At 67.8% G+C, this 16,560-nt stretch carries 18 protein-coding genes; 5 read left to right on the top strand and 13 right to left on the bottom strand.

Features of this window, described 5'->3' with window-relative positions; all coding sequences use genetic code 11:
• Positions 1 to 81: 81 nt before the first annotated feature.
• Both soxR and ACLQ3J_RS03930 read right to left on the bottom strand, forming a co-directional pair.
• Entirely contained in the window at positions 82 to 531 is a 450-nt protein-coding gene (gene soxR / locus ACLQ3J_RS03935; protein WP_169622309.1) for a redox-sensitive transcriptional activator SoxR, read from the bottom strand.
• Between the two features lie 145 nt (positions 532 to 676).
• Complete coding sequence (locus ACLQ3J_RS03930; RefSeq protein WP_425902230.1) at positions 677 to 1,318, bottom strand: dihydrofolate reductase family protein; 642 nt, start codon at positions 1,316 to 1,318, stop codon at positions 677 to 679.
• A gap of 1,307 nt (positions 1,319 to 2,625) precedes the next feature.
• Here ACLQ3J_RS03930 and ACLQ3J_RS03925 point away from each other — a divergent pair.
• The gene (locus ACLQ3J_RS03925; RefSeq protein WP_169622382.1) at positions 2,626 to 2,958 is read left to right on the top strand and encodes a VOC family protein; all 333 of its coding nucleotides are present in this window, start codon (positions 2,626 to 2,628) and stop codon (positions 2,956 to 2,958) included.
• 87 nt (positions 2,959 to 3,045) lie between these two features.
• Here ACLQ3J_RS03925 and ACLQ3J_RS03920 read toward each other — a convergent pair whose 3' ends face one another.
• The 6 genes from ACLQ3J_RS03920 to ACLQ3J_RS03895 are packed head-to-tail and all read right to left on the bottom strand — an operon-like array spanning position 3,046 to position 9,874.
• Positions 3,046 to 4,776, bottom strand: a complete 1,731-nt coding sequence (locus tag ACLQ3J_RS03920) for a CocE/NonD family hydrolase (RefSeq protein ID WP_296551091.1) — start codon at positions 4,774 to 4,776, stop codon at positions 3,046 to 3,048.
• Between the two features lie 23 nt (positions 4,777 to 4,799).
• The gene (locus ACLQ3J_RS03915) at positions 4,800 to 5,741 is read right to left on the bottom strand and encodes an MBL fold metallo-hydrolase (RefSeq protein WP_296551092.1); all 942 of its coding nucleotides are present in this window, start codon (positions 5,739 to 5,741) and stop codon (positions 4,800 to 4,802) included.
• Between the two features lies 1 nt (position 5,742).
• Positions 5,743 to 6,687 (bottom strand): alpha/beta hydrolase, encoded by a 945-nt coding sequence (locus ACLQ3J_RS03910; protein WP_296551093.1) that lies wholly within the window; start codon positions 6,685 to 6,687, stop codon positions 5,743 to 5,745.
• Between the two features lie 13 nt (positions 6,688 to 6,700).
• Positions 6,701 to 7,828 (bottom strand): FAD-dependent oxidoreductase, encoded by a 1,128-nt coding sequence (locus ACLQ3J_RS03905; RefSeq protein ID WP_296551094.1) that lies wholly within the window; start codon positions 7,826 to 7,828, stop codon positions 6,701 to 6,703.
• A gap of 50 nt (positions 7,829 to 7,878) precedes the next feature.
• Positions 7,879 to 8,832 (bottom strand): phosphotriesterase, encoded by a 954-nt coding sequence (locus ACLQ3J_RS03900; protein ID WP_425902229.1) that lies wholly within the window; start codon positions 8,830 to 8,832, stop codon positions 7,879 to 7,881.
• 43 nt (positions 8,833 to 8,875) lie between these two features.
• Positions 8,876 to 9,874 carry a phosphotriesterase gene (locus ACLQ3J_RS03895; protein WP_425902228.1) on the bottom strand — a complete coding sequence of 333 codons (999 nt, stop codon included), beginning with the start codon at positions 9,872 to 9,874 and terminating at the stop codon, positions 8,876 to 8,878.
• A 148-nt stretch (positions 9,875 to 10,022) separates the two neighbouring features.
• On the opposite strand from ACLQ3J_RS03895, the gene ACLQ3J_RS03890 reads away from it, so the two are divergent.
• Positions 10,023 to 10,610, top strand: coding sequence for a TetR/AcrR family transcriptional regulator (locus ACLQ3J_RS03890; RefSeq protein WP_296551098.1), 588 nt, complete (start codon positions 10,023 to 10,025; stop codon positions 10,608 to 10,610).
• Positions 10,611 to 10,631: 21 nt separating this feature from the next.
• Here the strand turns inward: ACLQ3J_RS03890 and ACLQ3J_RS03885 are convergent, their stop codons facing one another.
• The 5 genes from ACLQ3J_RS03885 to ACLQ3J_RS03865 form a co-directional block, all read right to left on the bottom strand.
• Positions 10,632 to 11,564: a LysR family transcriptional regulator gene (locus ACLQ3J_RS03885; RefSeq protein ID WP_296551099.1), complete on the bottom strand. Its 933-nt coding sequence runs from the start codon at positions 11,562 to 11,564 to the stop codon at positions 10,632 to 10,634.
• A 67-nt stretch (positions 11,565 to 11,631) separates the two neighbouring features.
• Positions 11,632 to 12,768, bottom strand: coding sequence for an NAD(P)/FAD-dependent oxidoreductase (locus tag ACLQ3J_RS03880; RefSeq protein WP_378528228.1), 1,137 nt, complete (start codon positions 12,766 to 12,768; stop codon positions 11,632 to 11,634).
• Between the two features lie 24 nt (positions 12,769 to 12,792).
• Entirely contained in the window at positions 12,793 to 12,987 is a 195-nt protein-coding gene (locus ACLQ3J_RS03875; RefSeq protein WP_072698150.1) for a ferredoxin, read from the bottom strand.
• Positions 12,984 to 14,162, bottom strand: a complete 1,179-nt coding sequence (locus ACLQ3J_RS03870; RefSeq protein ID WP_296551102.1) for a cytochrome P450 — start codon at positions 14,160 to 14,162, stop codon at positions 12,984 to 12,986. The genes ACLQ3J_RS03875 and ACLQ3J_RS03870 overlap by 4 nt, the downstream gene beginning before the upstream one ends.
• 113 nt (positions 14,163 to 14,275) lie before the next feature.
• Positions 14,276 to 14,653, bottom strand: a complete 378-nt coding sequence (locus ACLQ3J_RS03865; protein WP_425902225.1) for a VOC family protein — start codon at positions 14,651 to 14,653, stop codon at positions 14,276 to 14,278.
• Positions 14,654 to 14,763: 110 nt separating this feature from the next.
• On the opposite strand from ACLQ3J_RS03865, the gene ACLQ3J_RS03860 reads away from it, so the two are divergent.
• Genes ACLQ3J_RS03860 through ACLQ3J_RS03850 form a run of 3 tightly spaced genes read left to right on the top strand, consistent with a single transcriptional unit; the run spans position 14,764 to position 16,534 of the window.
• On the top strand, positions 14,764 to 15,513 hold the full coding sequence (locus ACLQ3J_RS03860) for a TetR/AcrR family transcriptional regulator (protein ID WP_425902223.1): 750 nt from the start codon (positions 14,764 to 14,766) through the stop codon (positions 15,511 to 15,513).
• 53 nt (positions 15,514 to 15,566) lie between these two features.
• Complete coding sequence (locus ACLQ3J_RS03855) at positions 15,567 to 15,944, top strand: TA system antitoxin ParD family protein (RefSeq protein ID WP_169653141.1); 378 nt, start codon at positions 15,567 to 15,569, stop codon at positions 15,942 to 15,944.
• Positions 15,941 to 16,534 (top strand): zeta toxin family protein, encoded by a 594-nt coding sequence (locus tag ACLQ3J_RS03850; protein WP_422425059.1) that lies wholly within the window; start codon positions 15,941 to 15,943, stop codon positions 16,532 to 16,534. The genes ACLQ3J_RS03855 and ACLQ3J_RS03850 overlap by 4 nt, the downstream gene beginning before the upstream one ends.
• Positions 16,535 to 16,560 lie beyond the last annotated feature (26 nt).

Here is a 16,560-nt window from a genome sequence, read left to right as displayed (position 1 = left end):
TGAGGCCGGAGTGTGCGGTTCGCCGACACCGACGCGAGGCAGGGGTCCCGGTCGTTCCGTCTCCGACGTGCGGGCGATGTGTCAGTCGCCGCGGACGGGCAACCGCCGCGGGCCCGGACCTTCCTTGGCAAGCACATCGCCCGGGTTGGCCAGCGGACAGATTTTCAGACTCAGGCATCCACACCCGATACACCCTGCGAAATCGTCCCGGAGTTCGGTCAACGCGTCGATACGGCGGGTCAACTCGTCGTGCCACAACGCGGACATCCGTGCCCAATCCTCGGCGGTCGGCACCCGGCTGTCCGGCAACGAATCCAAGGCCGCCTTGATGTCGTCGAGCGACACTCCGACGCCCTGCGCGATCCGGATGAACGCCACCCGCCGCAGTGTGTCGCGCCGGTACCGGCGCTGATTTCCGGTCGTCCGGCGACTGTCGATGAGCCCCCGCGACTCGTAATAGTGCAGCGCCGAGACCGCCACACCCGACCGAGCGGCCAACTCGCCGGGGGTCAACCACACGGCAGCAGACATCGTGAGCCTTCCGACGATCGGGATTGCACGCGTCGATCTGGGTGCACAGTACCCACATCCGAGGTGCGACGGCAGCGCTCGGCAGACACGGCAACGGCTCACCCGCGTCGGCCTCCGGGTGAGCGGGGGATGCGATTGTGCCGGGCTACTTACGCCAGAACAGGTGATGGGTGACGCCGCTCGGGCTGGGAACGACGTCGTGATGGAATCTGTCGTGCAATTCGTCCGGTGACTCCCAGAGGTGCAGGCCGGACCCGAATTCGAGCGGCGCCACTGCGATGTGCAGGGTGTCGATCAGGTCGGCGTCGAGGAATTGCCGGATCGTGGTGACCCCGCCGCCGAGTCGGACATCCTTGCCGCCCGCGGCGTCGCGTGCTTTGTCGAGGACGTCGGATGGTTCGCCGCCGACGAAGTGGAAGGTGGTGTCGGAAAGCGTGAGGGAGGGGCGGGGGTGATGCGTCAGGACGAACACGGGGGTGTGGAACGGTGGTTCGTCGCCCCACCAGCCCCGCCATTCGGGGTCGGGCCACTGTCCGAGCTTGGGAGCGAATTTGTTGCGGCCCATGATCTCCGCACCGATGTTGTGGGAGAAGTCGCGGGTGAAGTAGTCGTCGATGCCGCGGGTGCCGCCGGGATCGGCGCGGTTGGGCCAGCTCGCGGTGGCCCCGGCCCACTCGAACATTTCGCTGTGGTCGAGACCGAAGGGGTTCTCGAGGGTCTGATCTTCTCCTGCGGCGATTCCGTCGCTCGAAACGGTGAAGTTCTGTACGCGCAAAAGCTGGGACACACTGTTCTCCCGTGTCGTCTCGGATGGATACGCAGAGGTAGACCGGGCGCGGCGGGCAAACTCATCGGATGCTGCTCGGAGGATGGGGGACAGGGCGCTGTGCCGGCCGGGTCAGGGGAGTGCAGCGTGCCGATCGTGCCCTGGCCGGCCGGGGAGCGTCGACCGGATCCACCGAGGAGGAGGTGCCGAGGTCGACGGTCGCGTGTCCGGTGCAGGCGGTGCCGTCAGGATCGCGGGATTGCGGGTCGCACATTCCGAACACCGAAACTGTTGTGCAGCAGTAGTATTCATGGATAACGGTGATTATCCATCAAAATTGGATAGGGCAGATGAGGCGCATCCTCGGTTTCCCGACCCCGGGGGACGGGGTACGTTCGCGGGCCCACATGGTGCGGCCGAGGCGCGCGGGGTCGGCGCGCTGCGGTCGTCCGCCGTCTCCACGGTTGGTGCCGGAAGGGCTTGTGCGGAGATCGCAGTGTTCTCGCACGCGGCGTTCGCGTGCGCAGCGTCATCCGGGATATCGACCGCCGATGCCGATGGTCCACGAATCCCGCGAGATCCACGGGCCGGCCGCTCGAGCGTCTCGGGATTCATGTGCCGAGCGGGCCGAAGGGTTAACCGCGCCACTCGTCGGCGCATCACGTGACGCGCCGGAGTCGGGTGTGCCGGAAACGGCATGGGTTGCTCGGCGGGCGTTCCACTCCCTCCGGGGGCGGGCCTGATCCGCGTTACTTGACATAATGTAGATTATCGGCGAAACGGTGACCTGCGGAAACGGCAGTGTGTAATCCCTGAGTCCGCCGGAGACGTTGCGTATCGCTACGCAGCTGATGCGACGTCGTCGCAGCTTTTCGCATCGCGCCTCGGCGCGCGCTGGTCGCTTCCGGTCTTCCGCCCACCGGCGCCGATCGTCGGGCCGAATCGTCCTCGACGCCTGGTGGCCGGCGATCCGATCTCCGGCTCCCGCCTCGGCTGTCCGATTCGAATACACCGGCACTCGAGCCCCGGCGACCCTCCCCGCCCCATCCTGCCCGTGGACATCAAAACGTCACAGTGACGTTTTATGTCCACCCTCCGGCTTGCTGTATTTCATCGTCTCCGGCGCCCGCTCCGGAAAATGCACCAGGACGATCTTCGGTCAGATGCCGGGGTCCGTCGCCGCTCGCGTCCACACGTCACGTGACGAGCTGTGGAATGGGGAAGTTATCGGCCCGACGAGTGACAATCGACCCTCGTCGGGCCGAGGTCGACAGCCGTAAGGTTGGGCAACTTTCATCCGAGGAGAAGCCGTGAGCCACGAAGTGAAGATGATCGTCCTGTCGACCGACAACCTCGACGAGTCGATCAAGTTCTACAGCGAGGGCCTGGGAATGCGACTGAAGTTCCGGGACGGCACGCATTTTGCCGCGCTCGACGGTGGCGCGGTCACGGTCGCGCTCGCGACATCGGTCGATCATCCGATCCACGGACAGGTCGTCGTGGGCATCAAGACCGATGATGTGGATGCCGCCGCGAAAGCCACCGAAGAAGCCGGCGGCGGCATCGTGCAAGGTCCGTACGACGACGCGCACGAGCGGCGTGCGGTGGTGTACGACAACAAAGGCAACGGCTTGGTCTTCTACAGCCCGTTGAATCGTTGATCGTGAGTTGACCCGTCGGGGGGATGCGGCCGGGTGCTTCGAGGGGTCTTCCTCGCAGCACCCGGCCGCAGCGGTTCCTCCCCGCTCCTACTCCCCTGCCGTGCGTGCCGTGAACGGCAGCACGAGTCGGGAGTGGTGCGCGGCATCCCGGTAGATCTTGTGGGTCACCGGGCGGCCGACCGGAAGGTGGAAGGCGTCAGGCGGGAGCAGCGCATTGTGCTCGTCGGCGAGCGGTTCCCCGTTCGACAGTTCCACCGTCAGCTTGTGTCCCGGCAGGAACGTATTCGCGAACGGGTACAGACGCAGCACGTACTCCTCGATCGCGCCGGGCTCGACCGGCACCGCCCGCGTGTGCGGATGGTACGGGTTGCCCTGGGTGGTGCGCTCCTCGTCCAGTTCGCGGTGCGACGCTTTCAGGTACCCGGTCGTGATCAACTGGCGCTTGCCGTTGGGAGCGTAATCCCACAGTCTCAGAATGAAATTCGAATCCGGCTGATCGAGTTCGGCGAAGATGTGCGCCGCACCGGTGCCGATCATCTCCGTGGGTTCCTCGAAGACCGGGGTTTCCCACTTCAGGATCTCGACCTTGTCGGTGACCGTCAGCGGCGCCTGGTAGAAACCGTCCGGCGCGGCGTACTGCACGCCCATCGGTTCCGGTTCGGTGGACAGCTTCCCGCGCGGACGCAGATACAGCGACCGGTACTCGACATCCTTCGGGGGCCATTGGTCACCGGTGACCCGTTCGCGGGAGCCCTCGACGAAGACCTGCACCGCGGGTTCGTCCATGATCCCGTTGTCGATGCCCTTGATCCAGTAGTCGTACCACCGGAACATCTTGTCGTGCTCTTCGATGAAGGGCCGCGACTGCATGGGCGGGTACGGACCGATGTCGAGTTTCTTCGGCCCGCGCAGTGCGTCGAAGAGTTCGATCGTGCCGTCCATCGTCCACCCGCGCCCCTGATCGATCTGCAGGTAGACGGGGATGTCGATGTTCGGAGCGAGCGTGATGGGGTTGCGTTCCTCGTACCACGGTCCGTCGAGTTCGTTCATGACGATGTCGAACCAGGCTTCGTGGTGCTTGGGGTAGTTGAGCACGTGGACCAGGTTCGGCCATGCGGCGACGTCGGGGTCTTTCAGGCGCTGCGCGACGCGCTCGGCGATTTCCTCCGGAGAGTACGTCTCGAGCATCCGGGATTTGACGCCGTCGGTGAATGCCCACCCGGAGTCGCCACCGCGGCCTTCGCGGGCGGCGCGCGGCATGAACCACATGATTCCGCCGTGGTAGGTGGTCTCGTAGAAGTCGTAGTGTCCGCCGCTGACGAAGATCGCCTTGAGGTGCGGGGGCCGTTCCGCCGCGGCGAGGACCTGCATCGAGCCGAAGTAGGAGATGCCGATCATGCCGACGTTGCCGTCGCACCACGGCTGGGCGGCGACCCACTCGATGAAGTCGTAGGCGTCTTGTCCGAGGGAAACCCCGCCGGCGTTGTAGTTGCCGATGTGCTCTCCCCCGGAGTGACCCGAGCCGCGGAGGTCGCCGATGACGTGGACGTAGTCTTCGGCGACGACCCGGGCGATGTCGCCGGCTTCGATGCAGCCGTCCCACATGGGGCTGGGGCGGCGCTGCGGCGGAGTGGTGAGGGCGAGAGCCTGCAGTTCCTTGCCGTAGGGGCTGAGCGCGACGAGCGCCGGGCGGGGCTTGTCGTCGACGCCCTGATAGGCGTCGGCGGCCAACTCGATGCCGTCGCGCATCGGGACCCGCAGATCCTTGCGGATGTGGATGGTGCGGCCACCTGCGTCGAACGTTTCGAATTCGGCCATGAGGCTACGACTCCTCTTCTCTGTCAGGGTTTCTGGGTGAACTGCGTGCGGTAGCCGTGCAGCGTCGTGAAGAACGGGGACGGCTCGAGGGTGGGGTCGCCGTCGTAGCCGAGTTCGTCGGCGACGGACGCGAACGGTGAGTACACCGAGTCGGTCTCCCCCAGTCCCTGACACAGGCACCGGTGCGCGGCGTGGTGGACGCTGCTTTCGATGTCGGTGCTTTCGCGCAGTGCTTCGGCGGCTTGATCACGGTCGAGTTCGACGCCGTACGCCACGCCGTCGGCGCGTCGGTAGGGATGGCCGAGGTACAGGTGCCGGGGCCGGATCTGTTCGCGGAGGTAGCGCAGGCTCGTCCGGTACGCCTCGGGGTCCGAGTAACCGGGGAATCCGTTGGCGGCACCGTGGACCTGCACGGCGTCGCCGACGAAGACGTCGTCCTGGCCGTCGAGGACGTACGCCACCGAGCCCGGGGTGTGTCCGGGGATGGAGTGCACCGAGACGGTGACGTCTCCGCCGAGCGAGAGGGTTTCCCCACCGCGGACCAGGACGGTGGGTTCCATCTCGCCGGAGATGACGGCCTGGGTCGCCGCCGCGACCTTGGCGGCACCCTCGGGATCGCCGAGGTAGGTGCCGCGCGCGCCGAGATAGTCGTCGACGTGGGCTTGCCGGGAACGCAGCAGTGGGGCGTCGGCTTCGTGGATGACGACCTTCGCCTTGCGGCCCGTGGCCTCCCACAGGGCGTGCGCGCCGCCGATGTGGTCGATGTGCCCGTGGGTGAGCAGTATCCATCGAATGTCTTCGATGCGGCGGCCGAGGGCTTCGAGTGCCGGTGCCATGCCTTCGGCGGGTGACGATGCGATGCCGGTGTCGACGATCGCGGGTTCGGGGGCGTCGATGAAGAACGTGTACAGACCGAACCGTCCCCACGGCGAGACGATGGGGTGGATCTTCACCTCGCTCGCCATGTCACTGTTCCTGTCGGGTGGAAAGGTCGCTGTGCAGGAACTCGGCGGTCTCCTCGAAGACCCCGGCGAACTCGGGGATCCACGAGAAGTTCTGCACGAACCCGTGGTTGGCGCCGGCGTAGCGGCGGACCGTGGCCGGTACCCCGGCGTCGGTGAGTCGAGCGCCGTACAGTTCGCCCTCGTCGCGCATGGGGTCGTATTCGGCGGTGACGATCAGTGCCGGGGGTAGTCCGGTGAGGTCGTCGCGTTTGATCGGCGAGACGCGGGGGTCGGCGGGGTCGGCGCCGCTGTCGAGGTAGAAGGAGTTGAAGCCCTTCAGCCCGGCGGTTTCCACGCCGTATCCCTCCGCGTTGTCGCGCAGCGACGGGTAACGCTCGGTGTCGAAGTCGAGGTCGAGCGACGGGTAGTACAGGATCTGGTGGGTGATGCGGTCGAACCCGTCGTCGTGTGCGAGGGCGGCGACGGCGGCGACGAAGGTTCCGCCGGAGCTGTCCCCGGCGAGAGCGAGCGTGGTGCCGTCCCACCCGAGGGTGTCACCGTGGTCGGCGGCCCAGCGCACGGCGGCGAGGCAGTCGTCGAGTCCGGCGGGGAACGCCGCTTCGGGTGCGCGGCGGTACCCGACGGAGACGACCTTCAGGCCGGTGGCTTTCGCCAGGTTCCGGGCTACGTGGTCGTGGGTGTCGAGGCTGCCGAGGAAGAAGGCACCGCCGTGGAAGTACACGAGCAGTCCATAGCTGTCGGTCTCGACCGGGGTGTAGATCCGGACGGGCACGTCCCCCACCGGCGTGGTGGCGACGGTGTCCTCGACCCGGTGCAGAGGCAGACGGTCGGCGAGGGGCGGGACCTGGGATTCTTCGACGGCGCGCAGGATCTGCGGGTCGAGCGGTCCGTCGGGCGGTGCCGGCAGGTCGGCGAGGAAGTCGGCGATTCGGGGGTGGAGCGGCATGGCGCGTTCTCCTCTAGTGGGCGGCGGGCTGCTGCGAGGCGGGCTTCTGGCCCGGGAAGACGTCGTTGACTTCGTCTTCGGTCCAGCCCTGGCGGGAGATGCGCTGCAGTTCGTCGGTGACGGGCTTGCGGGTGGCCTGGAAGTCGGCGAGTGCTGCGGCGACGGTGTCGGCGTCGCGCAGGGCGTCGGCGAGGGCGCCGGCGTCGAGGATCGCGGAGTTCGCGCCCTGTCCCTGGTGGTGCAGCATCGAGTGGGCGGCGTCGCCGACGAGGACGGCGGAGTCGGAGTGCCAGGTGTCGACGGGGTCGATGTCGTAGACGGCGCGGAGGTTGACGGTGTTCATGTCGATCTCGCGGGCGATCTGCACAATGCGTTCGTCGAAGCCCTCGAGGGTGGCGAGGAGATCTTCGCGGGTGGCTTCGGGCGACCAGGTGCTGTCGGGGCACAGCGCGGTGACGTCGAAGGACACGTCGTTGCGGTGACGCAGCGGCAGGAAGTACACCTTGGTGCCTTTGCCGATGTACATGCGCAGGTTGTCGTCGGTGGCGAGGCCGTGGGTGGCGTCGGCGGAGATGACGGCGCGGTAGGCGTGCTCACCGGAGAAGACGGGCTGCTGGTCGCTGAACAGTTGCTTGCGGACGACGGATTTGATGCCGTCGGCGCCCACGACCAGGTCGGCTTCGACGACGGTGCCGTTGGTGAAGGTCAGGACGGTCTTGTCGCCGCGGTCTTCGACGGTCTCGAGTTTGTGGCCGAGTTTGACCATGCCGTCGGGCAGCACGCTCACGAGGGCGTCGATGAAGTCGCCGCGGTGGATGAGGTGGGTGTGGGTCTTGACCTCGTAGTCGTCCATGCCCGGCCAGTCTTCTTTCATGATCGGCTGACCGGTGGCGGTGAGGATCTCGAAGTAGTCGCTGGGCGAGCTGACTGCGGCGATGGCGTCGAAGGTTCCCCACTCGCGGAAGCGCTGCATGCTGGAGGGGCGGAGTCCGATGCCGGCGCCGACCTCGCGGATTTCGGTGGCCTGTTCGTACACGGTGACATCCGCGCCGAGCAGACTCAGAGCCTTGGCGGACGCGGCGCCGGCGTATCCGGCGCCGACGATGGCGATGGTCAGGTTCTTCAGGTCTGCAGACTGCATGGTCTTGTCTCTCTGGTGGGGCGCGGCGGTGCGCCGGGAAGATTGGTGGGTCAGGCCTGGATGGTGAGGAAGTCGGCCGGGTTCTCGACGAAGAGCTTGGTGATGGTGGCGTCGTCGAGACCGGCCTCGCGCAGGTCCGGAATGAGGTCTTCGAACAGGTAGTTGACGGTGTGGCCTTTGACGCCCGGCCAGCCGAGTGGGCTGCAGTTGGCGTCGACTCCGGCGAGTGCCTGGTCGAGGTGCCCTGCGCGGAGGAAGCGGAGGAAGTGGTCGAGGCGTTCTTTGCGGGGCCGGGCCCAGAACGGCGGGTCTTCGAGTTCGGTTTCGTAGCCGAAGGTGTCGAAGCCGACGCGGCCGCCCTGGGAGGCGATCCACGTGTCGCGGGTCTTTTCGGCGTTGATGCCGTCGTCGGCGTGGCCGAACAGGACCCGGTGCAGCGGCAGGCCTTCTTCGTTGAAGATGGCGATGGCGTTTTCGGCGTCGATGGCCAGGTGGGTGAGGATCGGGACGCCGGTGTCGAGGGCGGCGCGGGCGGCGGCGCGGTAGATGCGCTTGTCGAGGTCGGTCATGCGGCCGCCTCGGCTGACACCGACCTTGATGACGCCGGCGCGGCTGCCGGTGTTGCCGATGCCCACGGTGATTTCGTGGACGAACTGGGCGGTGAGGTAGTCGACGTCGGCGCGTTCGAAGAACGGCAGGGCGGTGTCGCCGCCGACGAAGCCGGTGCAGGCGATGATGTGGACGCCGGTCTTGGCGGACAGCGACTTGTAGTAGTCGATGTCGCGGCCGTTGCAGATGCCGGTGACGTCGACGAAGGTGCCGCCGCCGTACTCGTGGAACTTACGGAGTTTCGGGACGGTCTCCTCGTAGCGGACCTCGGGGGTTTTCCACCACTTGGTGTCCAGTTCGGAGCCGGGCATGCCGTATCCGATGTGTTCGTGGATGGCGACGATGCCCAGTTCCTCGGTCGCGATGGGACCCAGGACGGTGTTGACTCTCGACACAGCTACTCCCCTTCGGGAAAAGATTCGGTGGTTTCGGCGGGGGTCAGTGCACGGCGGGGTGCACCGACAGCAGGTCGCGCGGGTTGTCGACGAGGATGCGCTGGATGTCGGCGCCGGGCAGTCCCTGGGCGGCGAGCAGAGGCACGAAGGTCGACAGCACGTGGCCGAAGGGCACGTCGCGGCCGGGATGTCCTTTGGCGACGCCGGTGGCGTTGCACGACAGCAGGATCCGGTCGCCGTAGCCGGCGTCGACAAGGTCGCGGACGAGTTCGGCGCGTGCGGTGTCGGTGAGGTGCGCGGCGTCTTCGGTGCCGACGTGGTCGAGGGCGACGTACGCGCCGCGTCGCGCGATCTCGAGGGGTGCGCCGGCGTCCACGGCGTCGCGGCGGTCGAGACCGCCGACGACGATGCGATCGGCCGGCAGGTTCTCGTCGAGGGCGACGTCGAGGTCGGCGAGCGGGTCTTTGCCGTAGCGCAGGGACACGGCGACCCCGGTGGTGCGGGCCGCGCGGGCGGCACCGCGGAACAGGCTTTCCTCGGTGGCGGTCATGCCGGTGGGGTCTGCCGCGGTGGTGACCAGACCGGCGGCGCCGCGGCGTTCGATGCGGGGTACCACCATGCCGTCGGTGATCTCCGCGGCGAACAGGTCGGCGAACTTCTCGGCCGGCCACGGGGTGGGCGGGTTGGTCTGCGGGGTCAGGAAGTATCCGCCGAGCAGGTTTTCCGGCCCCATGCCGGTGGACGCGACGATGTGCACGCCGGTGGTGCGGGACAGCGCTTCGTACAGGGTGACGTCGCGGCCGTGGAACATGCCGGTGCTGTCGACGATGGTGCGGCCGCCGTGCTCGCGGAAGTCGGTCAGTTTCGCCGCGAGGGTGTCGAAGATTTCTGCGCGGTCGAAGGTGATGTCGAAGGCGTGTTCGGCACCGGGGACTACCGACAGCAGTGCCTCGTGGACCGCGACCACTCCGAGGTCCTCGGCGGGTACGGGTCCGAGGACGGTGTGGACGACGGCGTTCTCGGCCGTGTGGGTGCCAGTCATCGGCACTTCCTTTCGTCAGCGTCATGTCAGCACGACGTGGTGGCAGTCACAGTAAGCTTTAGCATTACATCATGTCAAGTGAGTGGCCGCAGCGATATTTTACTGAACGAGCTGGTATGTGGGTGTACTGCCGCTAGGATTCGGTTCCATGTCACTCCGTGCGGCGCAGAAGCAGATGACCTACGACCTCTTCCTCGCGAAGGCACTCGAGCTGTTCTCCGAGAAGGGATACGGCGCCACGACGATCGACGACATCGCCACCGCGGCCGGCTCCACCCGCACCACCTTCTACCTGCACTTCTCGTCGAAGGCGGACGTGATGATCGCGTTGCTGACCAAGGCCGACCAGATCCTCACCTCAGCGGACAAGCCGACGCTGACCGCGGTGGTGGCGTCGGGATCGCGCGAGTTGATCAGGGAATGGCTCGATCGCAAGTTCTCGCAGTGGGACGAGATCAAGCCCTACATCACCGCCTCGTACCAGGCCGCCCATGAGCAGGAGGTGGCGGCGAAGACCGAGCGCTGGTTCGAAGACTCGGTCGGACAGATGATCCAAGGACTGGACCAAGCGAACCGTTTCCCGCCGGAGCGCCGGCGGGTCCGCTGCGTACTCGCGTTCGGGCAGCTCGAGTACCTCTCGCGCCGCTACTTCTCGCTCGGCTGGGTCACGCCGCGAGAAATCTGCCTCGACGAAACCGTCGATTCGTGGTGCTACCTGCTCACCGCGGACCACTGAGGCCGGTGCGGGGAGCCGGGATCACGCGGGCGACCCGAAGGTGGACGCTTCGACGAGAATCTGCCGCAACCAGCCGATGAACTCCGCGTCCGCCAGCCGCGGGTTCCACACCATGTCGATGCCCAGCGGTGCGACCGGCAGCGGAAACTCCTCGATACGCAGAGGCGTGCGCTCGGACATGACGATCGCCACGAGGTAGGTGTGCACGGCGACCCCGCCGCTCTTGGCGACCAGATGCGGAACGAGCAGAAAATCGGAGATCAGCTGCCCGATCCGGTAATCCAGACCGTGCGCGTCCATCGCCGCATACGGAGCGACCCGATTCCGGGCGTCGTAGGTCACGTGCGGCAGCGACGCGAGCAAGTCGAGCGCGGACGCGTCCGGGTCGCTGTCCGGGTGGGCGACGACCACCCACCGGTTCTCGTAGAGCCGTTCCCGCGGATACGGCGAGGAGAACGCCCCCGACACCAGCACCACGTCGACGCCCTCGTCGGTGAAGTCGCTCGGCTGCGGCTCGACGAAGTTGCGGATGCGCAGGGTGGACTTCGGTGCGCGCTCGGCAATCAGGCGCGCCAGATGCGGCCCCAGCACGAACGCGGTGCTGGTGGTCATCGCCACCGTGATGGTCCGGCTGTCGCGGGACGGGTCGAAGCCGGGGAAATCCACCACCCGCGACGTCCGGCGCAGCACATCACGCAGCGGCCCGATCAGCTCCCGTCCCCGCGGGGTCAGCACCAGCCCGCTCCCCTGGCGCGTGACCAGTTCGTCCCCGAGGAGGCGGCGCATCCGGGCCAGTGCGTGACTCATCGCGGGTTGGGTGATGCCCACCCGCGCCGCGGCGCGGGTGACCGATTGTTCCTCGAGCAGTGCCAGCAGCGGCACCAGCAGGTTGAGGTTGACCGACGCGAGCCGTCCCAGATCGGGGTCGCTCGGATGGTCCGGCAGCTGGTTCATCCACACGGATGGTACGCATCCGCTCGGCGGGACCGCAGGATGTCGCGCCACCGGCGACCGGGCGGGCTCACCCGGTGGTGGACGCCAGGCGGCGCAGTTTCGGAATCGGGATGCGCTGGTTGACCGCCACCGCGACCGCGTGGCCGTCCTCGTGGGTCCAGCGCATCACCGCCGGGCCTTCGGGCCGGTCTCCGGTGAGAAATTCCGGTTCCCCGGCTGCCGGCAGGTGCCCGACCGCCTTGAGATTCAACCCGAACTGTTCGGTCCAGAAGTACGGCTCGAGGTCCAGTTCCGGGGCCGCGTCGCCGGTCAGCAGTGCCACGGCCGCTACCTTGGCCTGTTCGATCGCACTGTTCCACAGCGGGATCCGGCGCACCCCCGACCGCGTCGGGATGGCCGCGACGTCTCCGGCGGCGACGATGCCCGGTGCTACCCGCCCGCGCGTATCCGCCACGAGTCGGCCGCCGGTCAACAGGCCGCTGCCGGCCAGCCATTCCGTGTTGGGGATGTCACCGATCGCCGTGACGACCAGTTCCGCCTCGACCCGCGCGCCGTCGTCGAGGAGCACGGTGTGCGGGCCGTCGAGTCCCACGGCGGTCCCGTCGACCAGTTTCAGTCCCCGGGCGACCGCGGCCGTGGTGAACGCATCGGACAGGTACGGCCCCAGATGGACGCGCATCGGCGGTCCGTCGGCGACGAGGGTGACCTCGCACCCTGCCGACAGGGCCGCCGAAGCGATTTCCATGCCCAGGGGGCCGGCCCCGACGACTGCGACCGACGGCCGCGTCGCCAGCCGGTCCCGCAGTGCCAGGGCATCCTCGACGGTGCGCAGGGTCAGCTCGGGGCTGTCGGGGCCGCCCAGTCGGCGGGCCCGCGCACCGGAGGCGATCACCAGTCCGTCGTAGGACAGTTCCGAGCCGTCGTCGAAACCGACCCGCCGGGTGTGGGTGTCGAGGGCGAGCGCCGCCACCCCCAGGATCTCGGTCGCGCCGTGGGTGGGGGACGCCAGTTCGTGGGAGCCGCCGTCGACGAGCAGCGCCTTCGACAGCGCCGGTCGGGAGTAGGCGGGGTGCGGCTCGTCGCCCACGATGGTCAGTTCGCCGTCGAATCCTGCCGCACGCAGGGTGTCGCAGGCGGTCTGGCCGGCGATGCCGTTGCCGACGACGACGATGCGGCGGGCAGCGTCGGTGCGGGTGCTGTTCATGTGGGGTCCGTTCGTGCGGGCGGGTCAGGCCAGTTTCAGGGCGGCGACGGGGCAGACCCGGACGGCGGCGCGGGCGGCGGCGAGTTCGGTGCTGTCGTCGGGAAGCTCGCCGACGTCGATGATCAGTTCACCGTCGTCGTCGAGGTGCATCAGTGCGGGTGCGGCTTCTTCGCACAGTCCGTGGCCTTCGCAGCGGGGCCGGTCGAGGATGATGTTCATGCGGGGACCACCTTCAGGATGTCGAGTGCGTCGATGGAGCGGGTGATGTTGCTGGGCAGTCGCACCGGTTCGGCGGCGTCCAGACGCTGCGCGTGCGTTGCGAGTGCCGCGATGACGGCGTGGGCTTCGAGACGGGCCAGGCCTTGTCCGGCGCAGCCGTGCGAGCCGTAGCCGAAGGACAGATGGTCGGCCGGGTTGCGTTCGACCAGGAAGGCGTCCGGGTTGTCGTAGTGCCGCGGGTCGCGGTTGCCTGCGCCGAAGAGGATGGCGACCTGGGATCCGGCCGGGACGAGGACGCCGTCGATCTCGACGTCGCGGGTGACCTCGCGGCCCCAGGCGTGCAGGGGCGCCCAGAAGCGGAGCACTTCGTTGAATGCCGCGGGTACGAGGCTGGGGTTCTGGCGGACCAGGTCGAACTGGTCGGGGAAGGCGGCGAACAGGGCGACGATGTTGCCGAGGGCGGTGATGGTGGTGTCGACGCCCGCGCCGAGGTACTGGTGGATGATGTGGCCGGCGGTGCCGGGAGGGATGGTGCCGCGGGCTTCGGCGTCGAAGATGCCGCGGCCGACCGACCCGGGGGCGAGGTCTTCGGCCTGCACTCCGGCGCACCATGCGTACAGTTCGCCGGCGATCGGGAAGTTCTCCAGGGTGCGGGGATTCAGGGGGCCGATGACTTCCATGGCCGCTTGTCCCCAGCGCAGCATGTTGTCGCGGGCGGCGCCGGTGAAGCCGATCAGGTCGGCGACGACCTCGAGGGGAAATGCCCGGGCGAGGGCGTCGATCGCCTCGAAGGTGCCCTGGGCGACGAGGTCGGCGACGAGGGCCTCGGCCTTGGTGTCGATGCGGGTCTTGAGTCCGCGCAGTGCGCGTGGGGTGAGGTTCTCGGTGAGGGCGGCACGCAGCTCGGTGTGGACCGGTGGGTCGGAGGCGAGCGATGTGCCTTGGAGTGCTTCGTTGACCATCGGGTTGAAGCCGATGGTGCGGGAGGAGAAGGTGGCGGGGTCGGCGAGCGCGGCACGGATCGCGTCGTAGCGGGTCAGCGCGTAGACGTTGTTGACGGGTAGGTGCACCACCGAGCCGAGTTCGCGCAGTTCGGTGAACGTCGGGTAGGGGTCGGTGAGGATCGAGTCCGCGAAGAGGTCGATCTGGGAGATCGCGGGAGCGCTGGGGGTCATGTGTTCAGTGAAGGGACTCCCGTCACATAAAGCCAACTCATCTTTGGCATGTCAGAACATGAATGAAATCGATAGTGGAGTGTCGGTGCCTTGGTGGGGCCGCTCGGGCCCGCTCAGACCCACTGCACGAGTTGCCATACGAGACCGTTGGGATCGGCGAACTGGCAGAACCGCTCCCCCCACGGCTCGGTGTCGGGCGCGGTGACCACTGTCGCGCCGGCGGCGGCGATGCGGGCGTATTCGTCGTCGAGAGCATCGACGACGAAGGCGATCAGCATGCCCTGGCCGGCCGGACCGGCGATCGAGGCGGGCTTGAAGGTGCCGAGTCCGGTGCGCAGGAATACGACGTTGAAGCCGGCGTCGGGGTGGGTCAGGGACACGAAACCGTCGGCGGACATCGCTTCGGTGAAGCCGAAATGGGTGGTGGCGAATTCCGCGGAGGCCGCGGGGTCGGCCACGTTCAGGGACAGGGCGGTGTCGGTGATCTTCACGGGTACCTCCAGGTGACGGAGACGAGGGTGTGTTCGGGTGCGAGGGAGCCCCAAAACCTTGTGCAGTGTATAGAGTAGCTCGTATCCGACCCGCGGAGGAGAGATTTGCAATGGCGCGCGAACTGCTCGATCTGCTGTGGCGGGACCACCCCGCCGCCCCTCGAGGCGGCGCGCGGGGACCCCGGGCGAAGGTGACCACCTCGCAGGCCGTCGACGCCGCGATCGCTCTGGCCGACACCGAAGGACTAGAGCACCTCACCGTGCGTCGCCTCGCCGCCGAACTCGGCATCTCCGGTATGGCGCTGTACACGCACGTCGGCTCCCGCGACGACCTGCTGGTCCTCATGGCCGACTGTGCGCACGCCAGGCAACCGCGCGCGCCGTACGCCACCGGCCACTGGCGGGCCCGGGTGCGTGAGGTCGCCGACGCCGACCTGACCCTCTACGGCGAACACGACTGGCTCCTCGATATCGCGGACCAGCGAGTGTCGTTGGGGCCGGGGACGATTGCGAAGTACGACCACGATCTGCACGCCTTCGACCACACCGGCCTCGATGACGTGGACCGCGACGCGGCGCTGACCTTCGTCGCGGACTTCACCCGCGCCGCGGCGCGGGCCCGCCGGCCCGATCCCCGCGCGGTGGACATGGCCGAGGTGTGGTCCGCGTGGAGCGAGCGTCTCACGGTCTATGTCGGAGACGACTTCCCGCTCGCGCGGCGGGTCGGCGCGGCAGCCGGTGCGGTGCTGAACTCGTCGTACAGTCCCGGTGCGGCGTGGGAGTTCGGGATCGAGCGCCTGCTGGACGCGCTCGCCGTCCTCGTCGGCACCGCGTCGGACGATCCCGGGCCAACTGTGTAGCAGATTGCTACACTGGGAGGAACGGTAAGGCGCGTCGCGCGAAGGAGTACGTCATGACGAACGTCGTCGACAAGGTAACCAGGTTCTCGTCGGAGCTCGTCGACGCGGCCGCATCCGAAGGTGAACGGGAAAACCGTTCGGCCCGTCAGCAACTCGAACACTGGGCGCGCGTCGGCCGCGAGGTGTCCAACCAGCGGCAGGTCGCGCGGCGCCGCGTCGAGGCCGCGCTCGCCGGGCGGGTACCGCTGCGCGAACTCTCCGACGAAGAAGGCGTGGTGTTCAACGCCGAGATCGCCGCAGCCCTCGAAGAATCCCTCGCGACCGGTCACCACGTCACCGATCGCGCCGCGCGGGGCCTCGCGTCGGTGGTGCTCGACGACCAGGGCCGCGTCGTCAAGCATCTGCCTGACGGCACCCAGATCGTTCTGTGAGGCGACTCGATCTCGTCGTCGGACCCAACGGATCCGGAAAAACGACGTTCGTCGAGCAGCGTCTCGCTCCCCTGCTGCCCGGCAGCGTGTTCGTCAACGCCGATGTGATCGCCAAGCAGCGATGGCCGGACAGCCCCGAGGAACACTCCTACGAGGCCGCGCAGATCGCCTCGACCATCCGCGACACCCTCATCGACCAGGGTGAATCGTTCATCGCCGAGACGGTGTTCTCGCACCCGTCGAAACTCGACCTGATCGACCGGGCGCACCGCGCCGGCTATGTGGTGGTGCTGCACGTGGTGCTGGTGCCCGTCGAACTGTCCGTCGCCCGTGTCGCCGAACGCGTGGTCGAAGGGGGCCATCGGGTCCCCGAAGAGAAGATCCGTTCCCGCTTCCAGCGGGTGTGGCCGCTGGTGGCGGACGCGATCGAGCGGGCCGACCACGCGACCGTCTACGACAACACCGCCGCGGACGTCACCCGCATCGCCGCGCGTTTCGTCGACGGCGACCCGGTCGGGGAGGTGGCGTGGCCGTCGTGGGCGCCGACCGCGCTGACGGGAGCGCCGACCGCACCGACCGCGCAGACCTGACGGCGACCCGGCCCGACGTGCCGGGC

The sequence above is a fragment of the Rhodococcus sp. DT1 genome (assembly GCF_049844875.1).
Lineage (GTDB): Bacteria > Actinomycetota > Actinomycetes > Mycobacteriales > Mycobacteriaceae > Rhodococcus.
Note: the sequence above shows the minus strand (reverse complement) of the source record. Positions and strands in the feature narration are given on the sequence as shown.

What these genes read in the sequence shown, in the direction of transcription:
- soxR (WP_169622309.1), bottom strand. Translation starts at nt 531, where the DNA reads ATGTCTGCTGCCGTGTGGTTGACCCCCGGCGAGTTGGCCGCTCGGTCG.
- ACLQ3J_RS03925 (WP_169622382.1), top strand. Translation starts at nt 2,626, where the DNA reads ATGATCGTCCTGTCGACCGACAACCTCGACGAGTCGATCAAGTTCTAC.
- ACLQ3J_RS03920 (WP_296551091.1), bottom strand. Translation starts at nt 4,776, where the DNA reads ATGGCCGAATTCGAAACGTTCGACGCAGGTGGCCGCACCATCCACATC.
- ACLQ3J_RS03915 (WP_296551092.1), bottom strand. Translation starts at nt 5,741, where the DNA reads ATGGCGAGCGAGGTGAAGATCCACCCCATCGTCTCGCCGTGGGGACGG.
- ACLQ3J_RS03910 (WP_296551093.1), bottom strand. Translation starts at nt 6,687, where the DNA reads ATGCCGCTCCACCCCCGAATCGCCGACTTCCTCGCCGACCTGCCGGCA.
- ACLQ3J_RS03905 (WP_296551094.1), bottom strand. Translation starts at nt 7,828, where the DNA reads ATGCAGTCTGCAGACCTGAAGAACCTGACCATCGCCATCGTCGGCGCC.
- ACLQ3J_RS03895 (WP_425902228.1), bottom strand. Translation starts at nt 9,874, where the DNA reads ATGACTGGCACCCACACGGCCGAGAACGCCGTCGTCCACACCGTCCTC.
- ACLQ3J_RS03890 (WP_296551098.1), top strand. Translation starts at nt 10,023, where the DNA reads ATGTCACTCCGTGCGGCGCAGAAGCAGATGACCTACGACCTCTTCCTC.
- ACLQ3J_RS03885 (WP_296551099.1), bottom strand. Translation starts at nt 11,564, where the DNA reads ATGAACCAGCTGCCGGACCATCCGAGCGACCCCGATCTGGGACGGCTC.
- ACLQ3J_RS03880 (WP_378528228.1), bottom strand. Translation starts at nt 12,768, where the DNA reads ATGAACAGCACCCGCACCGACGCTGCCCGCCGCATCGTCGTCGTCGGC.
- ACLQ3J_RS03875 (WP_072698150.1), bottom strand. Translation starts at nt 12,987, where the DNA reads ATGAACATCATCCTCGACCGGCCCCGCTGCGAAGGCCACGGACTGTGC.
- ACLQ3J_RS03870 (WP_296551102.1), bottom strand. Translation starts at nt 14,162, where the DNA reads ATGACCCCCAGCGCTCCCGCGATCTCCCAGATCGACCTCTTCGCGGAC.
- ACLQ3J_RS03860 (WP_425902223.1), top strand. Translation starts at nt 14,764, where the DNA reads ATGGCGCGCGAACTGCTCGATCTGCTGTGGCGGGACCACCCCGCCGCC.
- ACLQ3J_RS03855 (WP_169653141.1), top strand. Translation starts at nt 15,567, where the DNA reads ATGACGAACGTCGTCGACAAGGTAACCAGGTTCTCGTCGGAGCTCGTC.